The organism is Pseudomonas tohonis, assembly GCF_012767755.2.
GTDB lineage: Bacteria > Pseudomonadota > Gammaproteobacteria > Pseudomonadales > Pseudomonadaceae > Metapseudomonas > Metapseudomonas tohonis.
This window is the reverse complement of sequence record NZ_AP023189.1, coordinates 1,679,671-1,696,271: the sequence shown is the minus strand read 5'-3', so window position 1 is coordinate 1,696,271 and position 16,601 is coordinate 1,679,671. Positions and strand designations below refer to the sequence as shown.

Sequence of the window (16,601 nt, the reverse complement as noted above, 5' to 3'; positions counted from 1 at the left end):
CATTCTACAGGCCGCCGCGCCACCGGACCATGCACGCCCTCCGCGCCCGCTTTGCCGCCTTCCGTCGCCTCGCCGCGGAAACACCCTGGCGCACAGAATTCGCCTCGCGACGGATTGTCTACTGGCCGTAAGCACAACGATGTTTCAGAATCATGTCCGCGATCGACCATCGCCCATTTTTCTGTCCATCACCCTCGTGGATTCTCGCTGCCTGATCTCAGGAGTTCCTGTGCGCCCTTCCAGCCGTTGGCTGTCTTCGTCGCTCCACCTTTTGTCCCTTGGCGTTCTATTTCTGATCATCCCGCTCGCCGGCCGCTGGTGGCTGGGCTGGAGCGACGGCTTCGGCTACCTGTCGGACCTGGCCATCGGCTCGCTGCTGATCGCACTGCTGTACCGCCGCCCGCTGTGGCTGGCACTGCCGGTGATGGTCGCCTCCAGCCTGATCACCCTGGGCGCCGCCGAACTGGTCGGCGCCGTCGGTCGCATGCCCGAGCCCAGCGACCTCAAGTACCTGATGGACCCGCAATTCGTCGGCCACTCGACCCAGGGCGGCGGCCTCACCTACCCCTGGCTGGCGATCGCGCTCGCCATCGCGCTGCTGGCCTGTGCCCTGCTCTGGCGCCGCCCCACGCAGCGCCCGGCGCGCGCCTGGCTGGCGCTGCCCGTCGCCCTGCTGGCCGCCCACGCCGGCATCCAGTACCTGCACCCGAGCGAAGCCGAGCAGTGGCAGCAGTTCAACCTGCCGCACAAGCTGCTGGCCGGCGCCCTCAACAGCGGCCAGCTGGCGGTGGAGGACTGGCTCGACGGCGATCAGCCGGAAACCCCGCCGGACATCGCCGGCCTCGCCCGCCTCGACCTCTCCGGCACCTCGCTGCTGGCCGAGCCCGGCCGCGCGCGCAACGTGCTGGTGATCACCCTGGAAGGCATCCCCGGCGCCTACATCGCCGCCAACCGCGCGGCGATCAACAGCCGCTACCAGGAATCGCTGATGCCGCGCCTCAGCCAGTGGGCCGAGCGCGCGATGACCACCCCGGACTACGTGCTGCACAGCCACCAGACCATCCGCGGCCTGTACTCGATGCTCTGCGGCGACTACAGCAAGCTCGACTCCGGCACGCCCAAGGGCCTGGAGTTGCTCAACAACCCCTCGCGGGCCAAGGACTGCCTGCCCGCCCAGCTGCACCAGCACGGGTTCGCCACCCACTTCCTGCAGGGCGCCGGGCTGCGCTTCATGGCCAAGGACAAGATCATGCCGCAGATGGGCTTCGACAAGACCCTCGGCCGTGACTGGTTCCGCAACAAGGCCTACCTGGAATTCCCCTGGGGCATGGACGACAAGGCCTTCTTCGAAGGCGCGCTGGGCTACGTGAAGCAGATCCGCCAGCAGAAGAAGCCCTGGATGCTCACCCTGCTCACCGTCGGCACCCACCAGCCCTACTCGGCTCCCGAGGAGTACCTGGCGCGTTACCCGGATGCCAAGAAGGCCGCCATCGCCTACCTCGACGACGCCGTCGACGCCTTCCTCACCGGTCTGGAAAAGCAGGGCGTGCTCAAGGACACCCTGGTGGTCATCACCTCGGACGAATCCCATGGCATCGACAAGGTCCGCCTCGCCTCCGCCTGGGGCTTCAACCTGGTCCTGGCCCCGGAACAGGCCTCGCTGCCGCCGATCAAGAGCGGCGTGTACGGCCACGTCGACCTGACCGCCTCGATCCTCGACTACTTCGGCTACGAGGTGCCGCAGAACCTCTCCGGCCGCTCGCTGTTCCGCGACTACGAGAGCGGCCGCGAGATGATGTCCTACACCAACGGCATGCTGCGCCAGCACGACGGCCACGAGACCTTCACCGAGTGCGACTTCCAGCAGGTCTGCCGGCGCTACCGCAGCGAAGGCTTCATCGCCGACGAGGCGCGCTTCCTCGGGCGTTTCAGCGGCAAGCAGGCACGCCTGGTCAGCCAGCGCGCCGCACTGCTCGACCAGTCGCTGCTGGGCGGCACCCTCGGCCAGGAATACCAGTTCGCCACCCGCGAGCGCATCCGCCTCAAGGAAAAGGCCCGTGACGACTGGGCCGACAACCTGATCGGCGCCCAGTACCTGGAACTGCCGAAGAACAGCCGTACCCAGGTCCAGCTCACCATCAAGGTCCTGCGCATGGACCGCCAGGGCGCGCGCCTGCAGCTCAAGACCAAGGAATTCGAGCGCGACGTGGCGCTGCCCATCCCCGAGATGCCGCGGCTGGTGCAGGGCAAGCCGGTGACCGTCGCCTTCGCCTTCGACAACCCCCAGGCACGCAAGGCCTTCTCCTTCCACCTGCTCGCCGAAGGCAAGGGCACCATCGAGATCACCGATTTCCGCGTGGTCACCGAGCCGCTGCCGGCGCCGGCCGAAGCGCTGGAGAATGGCGGCCAGGTCGCCGACTCCGCACCGCCGCGCCATCCGATTTCCAAGCTGATCGGCCTGTTCGCCAAGCAACCCGAGAACGGCGAGGGCAGCCTCGAGACGCCCCTGGAGGGCACAGGCGACGCATTGCCCGAACCCGTCCGCGACCTGGAGATGCGCGTCCACTGACCGCCCCCTGGCGGGGCCTGCCCCCCAGGCCTGCCAGCAACCGACGCACAGTCCCGCTGCCCGGGAGCGGCAGCGGGTACAATGCGCACCCCACGTCCAGGTACTGCCCCATGAGCGAACCCATCCGCCTGTCCAAGCGTCTCGCCGAACTGTTGCCCTGCTCCCGCCGCGAGGCCGAGCTGTACATCGAGAACGGCTGGGTCAGCGTCGCCGGCCAGGTGGTGGAGGAGCCCCAGTTCAAGGTGCAGGACGAGAAGATCGAACTGCACCCCGACGCCGTCGCCGCCACCGTCGAACCGGTCACCCTGCTGCTGCACAAGCCCGCCGGCTACGGCAGCGGCCAGGGTGCCAATTCCGTGTTGCAGCTGCTGGTGCCGGGCAACCTCAGCCCGGACCAGGCAGGCCGCCGCCCGCTGAAAAAGCACTTCGTGCGCCAGAACCTGCTCACCCCGCTGGAAACCGACGCCAGCGGCCTGATGGTGTTCACCCAGAACTGGGGCGTGACCCGTCGCCTGGACCACGCCAACAAGCTGGAAGAGGAATTCATCGTCGAAGTCAACGGGCAGATCGTCGAAAACGGCCTCAAGCGCCTGTGCCACGGCCTCGCCTACAAGGGTCAGCCGCTGCCGCCGATGAAGGTCAGCTGGCAGAACGAAACCCGCCTGCGCTTCGCCCTCAAGGGCTCCCAGCCCGGGCAGATCCGCCACATGTGCGAAGCGGTGGGGCTGAAGGTGGTATCGATGAAGCGCATCCGCATCGGTGGCGTGGCCATGGCCAAGCTGCAGCCGGGCCAGTGGCGCTACCTGAACCAGAACGAGAAGTTCTGAGCCTCTACGCGGCGCGAGCACTTTCCTGAGCGTCACCGCCGGGCTGCAGGACCCGGCCTTCCCTTGCAGCCCATCGCTCGGCAGCGAGCCTGCCGGCTCACACCTCAAGGGCTGCGCAGGGTGGTACGCACCAGGTTGCGGCTGTGGCCGGAGAAGTGCCGGATCAGCTGCACCAGCACCGCATCCAGCTCGGGATCGCTGGCTGGCGGCTTGAGCTGGTTGCCCTGGCTGAAGTCCGCCCCCGGCTGCCCCTTGGCCAGCCAGGCGCCGATACGCTCGTCGAAACCATCGGCAGCGTCATAGGCCTCGAGGGACACCACATCACGCAGGTAGCCCAGGTCGAACGGCGGGTAGTCGCCATCCACCGAGCGGTCGCGGTAGGCGGCCAGCAGCGGGCTGTCGTTGCTGCCCTCGCGCAGCAGGCGGCGCAGCCAGTCGGCCTGGTATTTCTCCACCTCGGTGTGGCGGGTGGCGACGCGCTCGATGGCCGCTTCCTTGTCGGCGGTATAGCCGAGCGCGGCCTTGATCGCCGTCCACATCAGCGTCGCGGTGTTCTCTCCCGGCAGGGCCTTGGAATGGTAGGGCTGGGTCAGGTCCTGGACGTAATGCAGTGCCCAGCCGAGGAAGCGATAGCCCCAGTAGTCGTGCCCGCTCTCGAAGGCGAAGCGCGCCAGGCCCAGGTACTGCTGCACGCGCATCTCCGGGTAGGTGCGGGCGAGGAAGGGCGCGGCGCGGTAGATCAGCGCCGACTCGTGGTAGTAGCCGATATGGAACGGTGCCTGGGAGGAGTATTCGAAGCGCGCGTCGCCGAAGGGCTGGGTGCCGAAGCCATAGCGCGCGCCCACCTCCCCCGGGTTGTCACTGAACAGGTTGATGTCGTGGCCGTAGTCCGGCTCGTCCGCCGCGCTGGCCAGCACCGCCAGCGGGTTGAGGCGCTCACCCGGCTCGACGGCGATGAAGCGCCACTCGTTCCACAGGTTGAGCTTGCGGAACACCAGCACCTGCTCGGCGCCGAGGAAGCGGTGGTCCGGCAACTGCAGGCCCGGCAGGGCCTGGACGAAGCTGGCCAGGCGGATCTCCGGGTTCACCCGCAACGCCATGAGGAACGCACGGCGACGGTCCCCCGTGGAGTCGGGCAGCCAGCGCAGGTCATCGGGCCGGGCCGGGTAGCCGGGGAAGTGCTCCCGCGCGAAGGCTTCCTGCTCATCCAGCAACTGCTCCAGCGCCACGCCCTCGGCGGCGAGGAAGGCCTCCAGGGACTCCACCTGCACAGGCTCCGCCTGACGCAGCTCCTCAAGATCGGCCAGCGCCAGCCAGGTGCCGAGGGAGTGGTTGGACCAGGCCAGCAACGTAGCGGGGGCGCAGGCGATCAGGCAGGACAGGACGAGTAGCAGGCGTTTCATCGGGGCTCCGTGAGCAGGGGCGCCGTCTTCCGCAGCGCTTGTCATCGAAGGGTAACAATCCGGGGAGGCGCTGGGCACTGTCCAGGCAGGACAGGCGACTCACCAAATCGGCCGCCTGCAGTTCGTCACCCCGGCGGAACCGCTTCCCCCCATCCTGCTGTCCACCCTACTCAACGCACTGCAGCGGGAGACTGCCATGACCACGCCAATCAGCCTGGACAACGCCATGCGCCTGGCCACCGAAGCCTTCCTGCCATACGGCTGCAAGGCCCTGGCCCACGAGGAGGACGACAGCTTCAGCCTGACCGTGACGGACCTGCAGGGGCAGCGGGTCCTCGACATCGGCCACATCCGCAGCACCCAGTACGCCAACCCGGTGCGCCTGGCGGGCGTCCTGGAACAGGCGCGGATGGACCTCGTGCACCAGGGCCGCAACCTCGATCCCTGGGCCATGCCCTTCATCCCCGACCCGGACGTGCTGCCGGAAACCCCGCCGAACTATTGATGCGATCGGCAGGCAGGGGCGTGCAGCTTGGCGCCGGGCGCAGCGAGGCCCAAGCCCCCGACAGCCCGGGACCCCGCGAAGCCTGACGCGCCGAACGGCGGGTTTCGCGGCGCTCTACCCACCCCACACAGCGGTGAACCCCATGCCTGCCGGGGCGTCGCTTAGGCGATGCAGGGGCGACTTCAGTCGCCCAGCGCCGCCTGAGCCATCACGCCCGCGCCGCCTTCGCCGCCAACTCGTCGAACACCTCAGGCGTCAGCGCCGCTTCGCCCTTCTCGTCCAGCAGCTCGCGGAACTGCAGGTTGGCCGGCAGGCTGCTGTTGATCAGCTCCTGCAGGCGGCTGCCGCGCTCGGTGAGGACGAAGTTCTCGCCGTTGCCCCCCGCGCTTTCCGGTCGGTGGTCGATATAGCCGCCCTCCAGCAGCAAGCGCTCGTAGTCCGCCGCGAGCATCTTCAGGTGGTCCAGGGTGCCGCCCACCGGTTGCCCGGCGGCCTGCCGCCGCTCGGCCAGTTCGGCGGCGTATTCGCGCGGGGCGAAGTTGACGTTGGCCGACTCCTGCACCTTGTGCAGCAGCAGCTCGATGAGTTCCCAGTCGTAGCTTTTCATGGCGTCACTCCAGGCGTGGGGAAGAGGGTCCTGTGGAGTCCGACTGCCCCGGCTCGCCCCGGGTTCGACCTGAAGGGCGAACGGTCGGCCTGAACGAAAAGCGCAGCCGGGCAGTCGGAACAGCAGGACAACCGCCACGGAGGCCCGCCCGATGCCGCTGTACCGCCACCCGCTCACCGCCCTGCTCCTAGCCCTGGCCAGCCCCTTCGCCAGCGCCGACGAACCGCTGCGCCTCGAAGGCCTGCAACGCTGCGGCGACCTGCTCGAGCGCCAGCAGCAGGACTGGTGCCTCAAGGTCAGGGGCCTGGGCGACGCCATGCCGCAACTGCTGCTGGACGGCGAGCCGCTGCCACAAGGCGCGGTGACCCGCAGCGCGAGTGGCCTGAAGCTGCGCCTCGAACAGGATCACGACAGCGGGCCGCTCTGGCTGCAGGACGGCCCGCGCGCCAGCAATCCCGTGTGGCTGTCGCGAGGCGACAGCCATGTGCTGCCCGCGCGCCCGGACGAGGTGGCGAAGAACATGGACGGGCTGACCACCTACGTCGACCTCATCAGCCTGCTGATCGAGGAAAGCCACGACGGCCGCAAGGAAGCCGAGCGCCTGGCCGGCAAGTACGGCGCCCAGGTCGTGGGCGCCATCCCGCCGCTGAACACCTACCAGTTGCGCCTGCCGGTGAAGAACCTCACCGAGCGTGACGCGCTGATCCTGCGCATCGGCAGCGAGACCAGCGTCGATGCCGTGGTGGTGGAGGAATCCGCTCCGGAAAAGGGCGAGGAAGCCGAGGCCGCGCGCAAGGAGCCGGAGAAGCCCGGCAAGGACTCGGACGAGTGGGCCGCCAATCGCTTCATGGACGCGGTGAACTACTACCAGCGCCGCATTCCCGCCCGCCAGTCGCCGGTGGACACCCGCCCGCTGCGCATCGGCGTGATCGAGCGCAACGTCGACTTCGACGCCCCCGACTTCGCCGACTACCTCGGCGGCTGCAAGGGCGGGCAGCCGCGCACCTGCCTCTACGCCCGTGACGCGGACGAGCCCGACAACCATGGCTCCACCGTGGCCGGCATCCTCGCCGCGCGTTGGGACAAGGGCGGCAACACCGGTTTCCTGCGCGGGCTGGACAAGGCCAGCAACGGCTTCGAGGTGATAGTCGAACGCAACTCCGACGCCGGCATCACCGCCAACGTCGCCGCCTCCGTGAACCTGGTGGAGGACGGGGTGCGGGTCCTCAACTGGAGCTGGGGCATCCACCGCGTCGGGGCGAAGAACGTGGAGGGCGACGAGGTCGACTCCCTGGTGCGCTCGGGCATCGCCATGAGCGGCTACGAGGAACTGCTGGAGGAGTTCTTCCTCTGGCTGCGCAAGGAGCACCCGGACGTGCTGGTGATCAACTCCGCCGGCAACGGCGCCTCGTTCTCCGGCACCGACGAATACCGCCTGCCCTCCTCCTTCATCACCGACCAGTTGCTGGTGGTCGGCGGGCACCAGCGCAGCGAGCGCGATGACGTGGGTGTCGACGACCCCGCCTACGTGGTCAAGCGCGACTCCTCGAACATCGACATGCGCGTGGACATCACCGCCGCCGCCTGCGCCCGCGCCTCGACCCGCCGCGCAGACGAGACGGGCGAGGTGCACTGCGGCACGTCCTACGCCACGCCGCTGGTCACCGGCATCGTCGCCGCCATGCTCTCGATCAACCCGCGCCTGCAGCCCGAGCAGGTGCGCATGCTGCTGCGCCGCAGCGCCATGACCATCGGCGGCGACTATGACTTCGAGCCGATGGATGCCGAGGACCTCACCGCGCCCATCCTGCCGTCGGAGCGCAACTACCAGTTGAACGACAAGGACGTGGGCCGCTCGGCTCGGCTGGACATGCAGAAGGCCCTGGACCTGGCCGTGCAGAGCCGCGACCGGGTGCGCTGAAGCCTGAACTTTTGCCGCGCGCGGGCGCTCCACCCTAGTGAATGCGATGCACCTGGAGGAGACACCATGAACCGTCTATTGGCATTGAGCGCCACCCTGGCCCTGCTCGCCCCCCTGCCCGCCCTGGCCGCGTGCGGTGCCGACGAGGCCACCGCCAAGCGCGAGCAACTGGCAGCCGAAGTGCACCAGGCCACCGATAGCGACCCGCAGAAGGCCCGGCAGGTCAACGAGGAGCTGAAGCACGAGAAGCTCAAGACCGACTCCCGCGAGGGCGACGACGAGTGCGATGTCACCGAGCAGCGCAAGCAGGAAGTCGACAAGGCCGGCGATGCGAGCGACGCCCAGCAGAAGCAGCCGTGATCGGACGGTTCAATAACGCTGGTACTTCTTCTCGATGGCGCGGTACTCGCCACTGTCGCGGATCTGCTGCAGGCCCTTGTTGAAACGGTCGCGCTGGTTGGCGTGGACGAACCCGACCTTGTAGTCGGTGGGCGGGAACAGGTCGTACCAGACGATGGGCTGGCTGATATCCACCTGGGTGACCACCTCGCGATTGAGGTAGTTGATGATGCGCTTGTCGCCGATCGCGACGTCGATGCGCCCCGCATAGAGCAGCCGGTTGCGGGTGATCTGCTGGGCCTCCTCGCGGTAGCGCGGGTTGTTCTCCGCCATGCGCTGGAACTCATCGCCCAGCAGGAAGCGCGCCCGCTGGAAGGCACTGACCGAGTACTGGCCGAGATCCGCTATGGAGTCGATGCGGTAACCATTGCGGGCCAGGGCGATGGCGTAGTTGTGATACTGGATGTACACGTCGGAATAGAACGCCTGGACGCCGCTGCGCTCACTGGTGGCGGCGATGCCGTCCAGCTCGCCACGGCCCAGCAGCAGGTGCAGGCGCTCCATCGGCAGGTAGTGGTACTGCAGGGTGAAGCCGGCCGCCTTGGCGGCAGCCGTGACGATTTCCAGCTCGAGCCCGCGGTCCTCGCCCTCGTAGATATAGGGCGGCTTCTGCGTGCCGAACCCAAAACGCAACTCCTCTCCCATGGCAAGCCAGGGAAGCCCGAGCAACAACACGCCAACCAGCAGCCCTCTGCCCATGCCACCCCCTTGCGCTACAGCTCGCAGCATAGCCGCTGGCGATACGGTTGCGCAGGGGGGCGGCCCCGTGACGGAGGGTCGGTTACTGGATTTCCTCGGGCGTCACCACCACCCAGTTGCGGTCGGCGGTGACGGGCAGGCCGAGCTTCGCCTGCTGCTCGGCGTTCTTCTTCTGCATGGCGGTGATCTGGTCCATGTACTTGGCCTTGCGGTTCACCCAGACGCGCAGGCCGCCCTTCTCCACGTCGGTGCCGTGGAAGAGCATGTAGCCATCGCTGTCAGGGGTATCGCCGCCGACCAGGATGGGCTTCTTCCACTGGTCGATATAGGTGAGGATCGCCGCCTGCTTGCCGGCCATCCAGGTCGCCGGGGTCCACAGGTAGGGGGTGATCTCCAGGTCGAGGTTGGCCTTCTCGTCGTACTTGCCTTCCTCGATCTGCTTGCGCGCGGTGGTCAGCGCGCCGGTCTTGCGGTCCTTGAGCAGCGTGGTGACACCGATGACGTTCTCCGGCTTCACGTTGTAGCCGTACTTGGGATCGGCGGCGACCATGCGCACCAGCTCCTCCAGCGCGGCGGTCATGATGTACACCTCGATGCCGTTCTCGCGCAGCTTGTTCATCAGCTCCTGCTGGCCGGTGAACAGCCTGGGCGGGTTGATCTCGATGGTCTTCACCTCGTCACCCTCGTAGTAGGTGGCGGGGACCGGCTTGCCGGAGGCCAGCAGTTCGTCGACGTAGCCCTTCAGCTCGCGCAGCGTGAAGCCAGAGAACACCTGGGCCACCCAGGGGTAGCAGACCAGGTCGTCGAGCTCGCAGAGGCGGTAGTAGTAGCTGTTGAGGCTTTCCTTGTGGCCGTTCACGTCCTTGAACGGGATCAGCTTGAGCGAGGGGTCGAGCTTCTCGCGGGTCAGCACGCCCTTGGCCTCGAGGAACGGCAGCAGCGACTCCTCCAGGTCGTAGCGGTAGCTGGTGTTGTCCATGTCGAACACCGCGTAGGCGCCCTTGTTGGCGTTGGCCGCGATCAGCGCATCGAGCTGCTTGGCGGCGGGCGCCGGCCAGTGCTTGAGTTCGGTGGCGAGGGTGGTGCCGGCCAGGCCCATGCACAGCGCGGCGGCGAGAATCGTCTGGGTGAGCTTCATCGTGTCGGGGTTCCCTGCGGTGGATGAGCGTGTGGGGAGCAGCCTCGCTCCAGCTCATCGACCCTAGCAAAACCCCGCAAGCACGAGCGGACCATTTCCGACGCCGACCATCCTCGCAGCGGCGCAGTCGGGGGTTCAGCGCCCCAGCAGCCACCACCCGAGCACGCCCAGGTGCAGGGCGACGATCGACCAGAACTTCACCTGGTAGGACAGCTTGCGATTCTTGTGACGGATCAGCCGCTGCGCCAGCAACCCGCCCGGCCAGCCGCCGAGCAGCTCGTAGAGGTGCAGGCGCGACTCCGGCGTGCGCTGGGCACCGGCGACGGCGAAGCGCTTGTCGCGCCAGTAGGCGATGAAGCAGACCGTGCTCATCGCCAGGTAGACCAGCGCCAGCAGTTGCCAGGGTGTGGGCCCGTGAGGCAGCAACGCTGGAGCGGCGTCGAGAAGGGAGTGCAGGGAAGGCAGCCCGTCGATCAACCCGCCCGAACGGGAGGGCTCCAGGGTGCCGCAGCCCCGGTCGGTGAACTCCACCGTGCCGTCGGCCCGGGTGCAGCGATACACCTTGGCCTCGGCGGTGGCCAGCCACGGCAGCGCCGCGAGCGACAGGCCGCGCGCTAACGGACGGCTCACTCGGCAGCGGGCTTCTTGCGCTTGAGCGGGGCCAGGCCGTCGGCGCTGACCACCTTGGACTCGTCGCGGCGCGGGCCGGAAGGCTTGCGCTTGGCGGCCGGCTTGGCCGAGGCCTTCTTGTCGCCCGCCTTCTTGTCGGTCTTTTTCTTCTTCACGCCAGCAGCCTTGCCGGAGGCCTTGACCTTCTTCGGGCCGCTGTAGCTGCCCTTGAGCTCCTTGATCACGCGGCGCTCGAAGCTCTGCTTCAGGTAGCGCTCGACGCTGGACATCAGGTTCCAGTCGTTGTGGCAGATCAGCGAAATGGCCAGGCCCTCGCCACCGGCACGCCCGGTACGGCCGACACGGTGCACGTACTCGTCGCCGGAGCGCGGCATGTCGAAGTTGATCACCAGGTCCATGCCCTGGATGTCCAGGCCACGGGCCGCCACGTCGGTGGCCACCAGCACCTTGGTGCCGCCCTCGCGCACGCGGTCGATGGCCAGCTTGCGGTCCTTCTGGTCCTTGTCGCCGTGGAGCACGAAGGCCTTGTAGCCGGCCGCCACCAGGTGGCCGTAGAAACGGTCGGCCTGGGCGCGGGTGTTGGTGAAGACGATGGCCTTCTGGTAGTCCTCGTTGGCCAGCAGCCAGCGCGCCAGGGCTTCCTTGTGGGCGATATCGTCGGCGGTGATGATCTGCTGGCGGGTGGACTCGTTGAGCTGCTCGACACCATTGAGGCGCAGGTGCAGCGGGTCGTTCAGCACCTTGGCCGACACCTCGCGCAGCGCCGCGCCGCCGGTGGTGGCGGAGAACAGCAGGGTCTGCTTGCGGTTGGCGCACTCGGCGGTGATGCGCTGCATGTCCTCGGCGAAGCCCATGTCGAGCATGCGGTCGGCTTCGTCCAGCACCAGCACTTCCACTTCCTTGAGATCGACGGTGCCGGAGTTGAGGTGCTCGATCAGGCGCCCGGGGGTGCTCACCAGCACATCGGGCAGCTTGCGCAGCATGGCGGCCTGGACCTTGAAGTCCTCGCCGCCGGTGACGATGCCGGACTTGATGAAGGTGAACTGCGAGAAGCGCTCGACTTCCCTCAGCGTCTGCTGGGCAAGCTCGCGGGTCGGCAGCAGGATCAGCGAGCGGATGCGCTCGCGGGGCTTGGCCTCGCCGATCAGGCGGTTGAGCAGGGGCAGCACGAACGCCGCGGTCTTGCCGCTGCCGGTCTGGGCGGTGACGCGCAGGTCGCGCCCTTCCAGCGCCGGGGGGATGGCCGCCTGCTGCACGGGCGTCGGTTCGGCAAATTTCAGCTCGGCCACGGCCTTGAGCAGACGTTCGTGCAGGGCGAATTGGGAGAACACGGGTGCTACCTCGATCGAAAGCTTGAAAAACAGCTGCATAGGTTAACGGTTGTCGCGCCCGAACGCCCGAATTCTGTGCGCCTCGCGGCAATTTCCCGACGTTGCGGCGATTGCTGAACCCAAGGGGCCGTGCTCCACTCCAAACGCTTCAGTCCCCGACGGATTTCACCGCCGGCACAGCCCATCCGTCGGAGCCCCGCATGAGTGCATCGCTGATCTACTACGTCGCCGCCAGCCTGGACGGCTACATCGCCCGCCCCGACGGCAGCGTCGACTGGCTGCATCCGGTGGAACAGTCCGGCGACGATCATGGCTACGGCGCCTTCTACGACAGCGTCGACGGCCTGCTGATGGGACGCGGCACCTACGAGACGGTGCTGGCCATGGGCGGGGCCTGGCCCTACCCCGGCAAGCCCTGTACCGTGCTGACCCGCGCGGAGCTGGAGCCGGCAGCGCCGCAGGTGCGGATCGCCCACAGCACCCCGGCCGAAGCCCTGGCCGACCTCGCCGAGGCCGGCTGCCAGCGCGTCTGGCTGGTGGGCGGCGGTTCGCTGGCCGGCACCTGCTATGCGGCGGGCCTGATCGACGAACTGATCGTCAGCCTCATCCCGCACCTGCTCGGCGCCGGCATCCAGATGTTCGCCACCGGCCTTGAGCGCCGCCTGCAACTCCACGAACAACGCAGCTTCAGCACCGGCGTGGTGCAGCTGCACTACAAACTGCTGCCGGAAGCCCCCGTCACATGACCACCCTGATCCTCTCCGCCGCCTGCCTGCTCGACGACTCCCACCGCCTGCTGCTGGTGCGCAAGCGCGGCACCCGGGCCTTCATGCTGCCCGGCGGCAAGCGCGAAGCGGGCGAGTCCGCCCTCGCCGCCCTGCAACGGGAACTGCACGAAGAACTCGACCTGCAGATGGACGCCAGCGCGCTGCAGCCGCTCGGCCGCTTCCGCGCGCCGGCCGCCAACGAGCCCGATACCTGGGTGGATGCGGAAATCTTCGTCGCCCGCCTGCCGCACCCGGTGGAGGCGGCGGCAGAGCTGGAGGAACTGGCCTGGCTGGCCCCGGGCGCGACCCCGCCGGCCGAGCTCGCGCCCCTGTTGCGCGACCAGGTGCTGGCCGCACTGGCCGAGCACCAGGCCGCCAACGCCCTCAGCTGAGGGCCCGGTTCGCCCGCTCCTGGCGCGCCTGCTTGCGCAGCAGCTGGGCGCTGTCCCAGCCGATCAGCAGCACCGCCAGCCAGATCGGCAGGTAGGTCCAGAACTGCGCCGGGTCGAACGCCTCGCCCAGGAACGCCACCGCCACGGCGAACAGCAGCACCGGCTCGACGTAGCTGAGGATGCCGAACAGCCCCAACGGCAGCAGCCGGCTGGACGCCATCATCGCGGCGAAGGCCAGGGTGCCCAGCAGGCCCAGCCCGGGAATCAGCCACCACAGTTGCGGGGCCTGGAAGAACGCGCCCTCCGGCCCGTGGGCGATGATCAGCCAGGCCGCCAGTGGCGCCAGCATCGCCATCTCCAGGATGAAGCCGGACAACGCGTCCAGGCGCATCCAGCGGCGCAGCATGAAATACGGCGGGTAGCCCAGCGCGGTGACCAGGGTCAGCCAGGAAAACGCCCGGGTCATCCACAGCTCGTGGAGCACCCCGGCCACGGCACAAAGCACCGCCAGCAACTGCAACGGCCGCAAGCGCTCGTTATAGAAAAGGCGCCCACAGAGCACCATCACCAGCGGCAGCAGGAAATAACCGAGGGAAACCTCCAGCATCCGCCCCTCTAGCGGCGCCCAGAGGAACAGGCCCCACTGCAGCCCGATCAACAGCGCGGCCAACGGCAAGGCCGCCAGCAGCAGCGGTTCCCGGCGCAGGCGCACGAGCACCTCGCGCAGCACCGCCCACTGCCCCATCAGCGCCACCAGCAGCAACACCGCCGGAATCGACCAGAGCACCCGCTGGGCGAAGATCTGCACACCATCGAGCGGTGCCAGCTCGCGCACGTAGCCGGGCATCAGAGCGAACAGCACCGATGCGGTGAGTGACAGCGCGACCCCGCGCCCGGACAGCCTCACGGGCACACCGCGACGGAGGGGATGAACGACGAAGAAGACATGGCAGGCCTCGGATAGCAGCCGGCGAAAATACCCGCTCATCGCCAACAGGGAAAGCTTACCCACCCACCTGCGGGCCCGCTGGGACCAACCCGGCATCGACGGGCCTGAAAGCGGCACCCTCCCCAATCCAGCCCGCAGGATGGATCGGGCGGCGTTCCGCGAGCGAAGCGAAACCCATGCTGCCGCTCCCGTCTCAACTCCGCCTGGTGGAGGTAAAAAGCGACCTCCACCCTACGCCCGGGCTGCCACCGTGCAGGGGCCTTTCGCGCACCCATAAAAAAGCCCGGCCATGGGGCCGGGCAAGGGATATGCACAAAGGAGCGGGTGAAACGGTGGAGCCTCAGGCGACCTTGGCGACCAGCGCCTTGGCCTGGGCGATGCCCTTTTCCTGGAACTCGGTGCCCATGTTCATGCCCTCGGCATGGATGAAGGACACATCGTGGATGCCGATGAAACCCAGCGCCTGGCGCAGGTAGGGCTCCTGGTGATCGAACGGGCCGCCGGCGTAGACGCCGCCACGGGCGGTCAGCACATAGGCGCGCTTGCCGGTGAGCAGGCCCTGGGGGCCGGTCTCGGTGTACTTGAAGGTGACCCCCGCACGCAGCACGTGGTCCAGCCAGGCCTTCAGGGTGCTGGGGATGGCGAAGTTGTACATGGGCGCGGCCAGCACCAGCACGTCGGCGGCCAGCAGCTCCTCGGTCAGCAGGTTGGAGCGCTCCAGGGCGGCCTTCTCGGTCTCGCTGTGCTGGTCGGCAGGTTTCATCCAGCCACCGAGCAGATCGGCGTCCAGGTGCGGCACCTGCTCCACGGCCAGGTCGCGGACGGTGATCCGGTCAGCCGGATGGGCGGCCTTCCACTGGGCGAGGAACGCCTGGGTCAGGTCGCGGGAAATGGAACCCTGCTGGCGGGCGCTGCTTTCGATCACGAGGACGTTGGACATGTTTGCTGCTCCATCGATCTGTAGGGGTGGGGATTCGATGGAGCGCAGGTTATCCAGACACAATTCGATAAAAAAGCGAATTAATCCGCTACTAACAATCGACAAAATTGATTTATAAAGAAGCCCTCACTAGGCTTGAGCCTTGTGCTGACGTCCTTTTAGGAGTTTTCGCCTAGGCAGGCTTGCAGGTGAGGCCGATGCGCAGACGGATGATGCTGCGGTTGAACTTGGCGGTGAGGTAGACGCTCTTGCCACCCTCGATCACCGCACGACGGATCTTCGGGGTCTCCGGGCCGTTGGTGAAGCGCACCGTGCATTCGGCGCGGGCCTCGCCCAGGTTGTAGACGTTGATCGAACCCATGTTGTGATCGATGTCATCGGTCGTGTAGGTGATCTCGCTACCGTTGTATTGCTTCTCCACCTCGATGGGGTAGGCGAAGGCGGCGACGGGCAGGCAGGCCAGCAGGGCACAGAGCGTTCTTTTCATTGGAGGTCTCCAGCGCGGGACCGCCAGCTTACACAGAGCGTCAGGCGAGGTCATCGGCACGGCCGCATGTTTCCTGACCGATACACAAGAAGAAGGAGCAAGGCATGAAAGCGCCCCGGGTAACCCTGGATCAGTGGCGGACCCTGCAGGCGGTGGTCGACCACGGCGGCTTCGCCCAGGCGGCGGAGGCCACCCACCGTTCGCAGTCGTCGGTCAGCTACACCGTGGCCCGCATGCAGGAACAACTGGGCGTACCGCTGCTGCGCATCGACGGACGCAAGGCCGTGCTCACAGAGGCCGGCGAGGTGCTGCTGCGGCGCTCGCGGCAACTGGTCAAGTCCGCCAGCCAGCTGGAGGAACTCGCCCACCACATGGAACAGGGCTGGGAAGCCGAGGTGCGCCTGGTGGTGGATGCCGCCTACCCCACTGCGCGCCTGCTGCGCGCCCTGGCCGCCTTCATGCCGCAGAGCCGCGGCTGCCGCGTGCGCCTGCGCGAGGAAGTGCTTTCCGGCGTCGAGGAAGTGCTGCTCGAAGGCACCGCCGACCTCGCCATCACCGGCCTCAACATCCCCGGCTACCTGGGCACCGAGCTGTGCAACGTCGAGTTCGTCGCCGTCGCCCACCCCGACCACCCGCTGCACCGCCTGCAGCGCGACGTCACCTTCCAGGACCTGGAAACCCAGCTGCAGGTGGTGATCCGCGACTCCGGCCGCACCCAGCCGCGCGATGTCGGCTGGCTCGGCGCCGAGCAACGCTGGACGGTGGGCAGCCTGGCCACCGCCGCCAACTTCGTCAGCAACGGCCTGGGCTTCGCCTGGCTGCCACGCCACATCATCGAGCGCGAACTCAAGGAAGGCCTGCTCAAGCCGCTGCCCATGGACCAGGGCGGCACCCGGCACCCCGGCTTCTTCCTCTACGCCAACAAAGAGAAGGCGCTCGGCCCGGCCTCGCAGATCCTCGTCGAGCTGATCAAGACCTTCGACTCGGCGCCGCTCAACGCGCCCTTCGCCGCCCCCCTGCCCAACGCCTGAGGGAGA

General features: G+C 67.7%; 16 protein-coding genes and 1 pseudogene. 8 read left to right on the top strand and 9 right to left on the bottom strand.

What is annotated here, in order from left to right:
- Positions 1-229: 229 nt before the first annotated feature.
- Positions 230-2,569, top strand: a complete 2,340-nt coding sequence (locus HSX14_RS07875; protein WP_173176465.1) for an LTA synthase family protein — start codon at positions 230-232, stop codon at positions 2,567-2,569.
- Between the two features lie 110 nt (positions 2,570-2,679).
- Entirely contained in the window at positions 2,680-3,396 is a 717-nt protein-coding gene (locus HSX14_RS07870) for an rRNA pseudouridine synthase (RefSeq protein ID WP_173176463.1), read from the top strand.
- A 104-nt stretch (positions 3,397-3,500) separates the two neighbouring features.
- Here HSX14_RS07870 and HSX14_RS07865 read toward each other — a convergent pair whose 3' ends face one another.
- Positions 3,501-4,790 carry a phospholipase gene (locus HSX14_RS07865; protein ID WP_373874653.1) on the bottom strand — a complete coding sequence of 430 codons (1,290 nt, stop codon included), beginning with the start codon at positions 4,788-4,790 and terminating at the stop codon, positions 3,501-3,503.
- A gap of 205 nt (positions 4,791-4,995) precedes the next feature.
- On the opposite strand from HSX14_RS07865, the gene HSX14_RS07860 reads away from it, so the two are divergent.
- Positions 4,996-5,304, top strand: a complete 309-nt coding sequence (locus tag HSX14_RS07860; RefSeq protein ID WP_173176459.1) for a hypothetical protein — start codon at positions 4,996-4,998, stop codon at positions 5,302-5,304.
- Positions 5,305-5,512: 208 nt separating this feature from the next.
- Here HSX14_RS07860 and HSX14_RS07855 read toward each other — a convergent pair whose 3' ends face one another.
- Positions 5,513-5,911, bottom strand: coding sequence for a transcriptional regulator (locus HSX14_RS07855; protein ID WP_173176457.1), 399 nt, complete (start codon positions 5,909-5,911; stop codon positions 5,513-5,515).
- A 151-nt stretch (positions 5,912-6,062) separates the two neighbouring features.
- Here HSX14_RS07855 and HSX14_RS07850 point away from each other — a divergent pair, with 151 nt between their 5' ends.
- Positions 6,063-7,832, top strand: coding sequence for a S8/S53 family peptidase (locus HSX14_RS07850; protein ID WP_173176455.1), 1,770 nt, complete (start codon positions 6,063-6,065; stop codon positions 7,830-7,832).
- Between the two features lie 66 nt (positions 7,833-7,898).
- Complete coding sequence (locus HSX14_RS07845; protein WP_173176453.1) at positions 7,899-8,192, top strand: hypothetical protein; 294 nt, start codon at positions 7,899-7,901, stop codon at positions 8,190-8,192.
- 9 nt (positions 8,193-8,201) lie between these two features.
- Here the strand turns inward: HSX14_RS07845 and HSX14_RS07840 are convergent, their stop codons facing one another.
- The 4 genes and pseudogenes from HSX14_RS07840 to HSX14_RS07825 form a co-directional block, all read right to left on the bottom strand.
- Positions 8,202-8,930, bottom strand: a complete 729-nt coding sequence (locus HSX14_RS07840; RefSeq protein WP_228723556.1) for a substrate-binding periplasmic protein — start codon at positions 8,928-8,930, stop codon at positions 8,202-8,204.
- Positions 8,931-9,012: 82 nt separating this feature from the next.
- Complete coding sequence (locus tag HSX14_RS07835) at positions 9,013-10,068, bottom strand: HAD family hydrolase (protein ID WP_173176451.1); 1,056 nt, start codon at positions 10,066-10,068, stop codon at positions 9,013-9,015.
- Positions 10,069-10,239: 171 nt separating this feature from the next.
- Positions 10,240-10,482: pseudogene (locus tag HSX14_RS07830) on the bottom strand (DUF1294 domain-containing protein); the annotation flags it as partial.
- Positions 10,483-10,694: 212 nt separating this feature from the next.
- The gene (locus HSX14_RS07825) at positions 10,695-12,029 is read right to left on the bottom strand and encodes a DEAD/DEAH box helicase (RefSeq protein WP_173176448.1); all 1,335 of its coding nucleotides are present in this window, start codon (positions 12,027-12,029) and stop codon (positions 10,695-10,697) included.
- Positions 12,030-12,229: 200 nt separating this feature from the next.
- On the opposite strand from HSX14_RS07825, the gene HSX14_RS07820 reads away from it, so the two are divergent.
- Together HSX14_RS07820 and HSX14_RS07815 are read left to right on the top strand one after the other, a co-directional pair.
- Positions 12,230-12,775: a dihydrofolate reductase family protein gene (locus HSX14_RS07820; protein ID WP_173176446.1), complete on the top strand. Its 546-nt coding sequence runs from the start codon at positions 12,230-12,232 to the stop codon at positions 12,773-12,775.
- Positions 12,772-13,188, top strand: coding sequence for an NUDIX hydrolase (locus HSX14_RS07815; protein WP_173176444.1), 417 nt, complete (start codon positions 12,772-12,774; stop codon positions 13,186-13,188). The genes HSX14_RS07820 and HSX14_RS07815 overlap by 4 nt, the downstream gene beginning before the upstream one ends.
- Here HSX14_RS07815 and rarD read toward each other — a convergent pair.
- The 3 genes from rarD to HSX14_RS07800 all read right to left on the bottom strand — a co-directional run bounded on the left by rarD (position 13,181) and on the right by HSX14_RS07800 (position 15,564).
- Positions 13,181-14,095 carry an EamA family transporter RarD gene (gene rarD / locus HSX14_RS07810; protein ID WP_173176442.1) on the bottom strand — a complete coding sequence of 305 codons (915 nt, stop codon included), beginning with the start codon at positions 14,093-14,095 and terminating at the stop codon, positions 13,181-13,183. The two genes, HSX14_RS07815 and rarD, sit on opposite strands and share 8 nt — an antisense overlap.
- 382 nt (positions 14,096-14,477) lie before the next feature.
- The gene (locus tag HSX14_RS07805) at positions 14,478-15,077 is read right to left on the bottom strand and encodes an FMN-dependent NADH-azoreductase (RefSeq protein ID WP_173176440.1); all 600 of its coding nucleotides are present in this window, start codon (positions 15,075-15,077) and stop codon (positions 14,478-14,480) included.
- Between the two features lie 172 nt (positions 15,078-15,249).
- Positions 15,250-15,564 (bottom strand): 3-phosphoglycerate kinase, encoded by a 315-nt coding sequence (locus HSX14_RS07800; RefSeq protein WP_111260638.1) that lies wholly within the window; start codon positions 15,562-15,564, stop codon positions 15,250-15,252.
- 104 nt (positions 15,565-15,668) lie between these two features.
- Here HSX14_RS07800 and HSX14_RS07795 point away from each other — a divergent pair, with 104 nt between their 5' ends.
- Entirely contained in the window at positions 15,669-16,595 is a 927-nt protein-coding gene (locus tag HSX14_RS07795; protein WP_111260637.1) for a PA3225 family LysR-type transcriptional regulator, read from the top strand.
- The last annotated feature ends 6 nt before the right edge of the window (positions 16,596-16,601 follow it).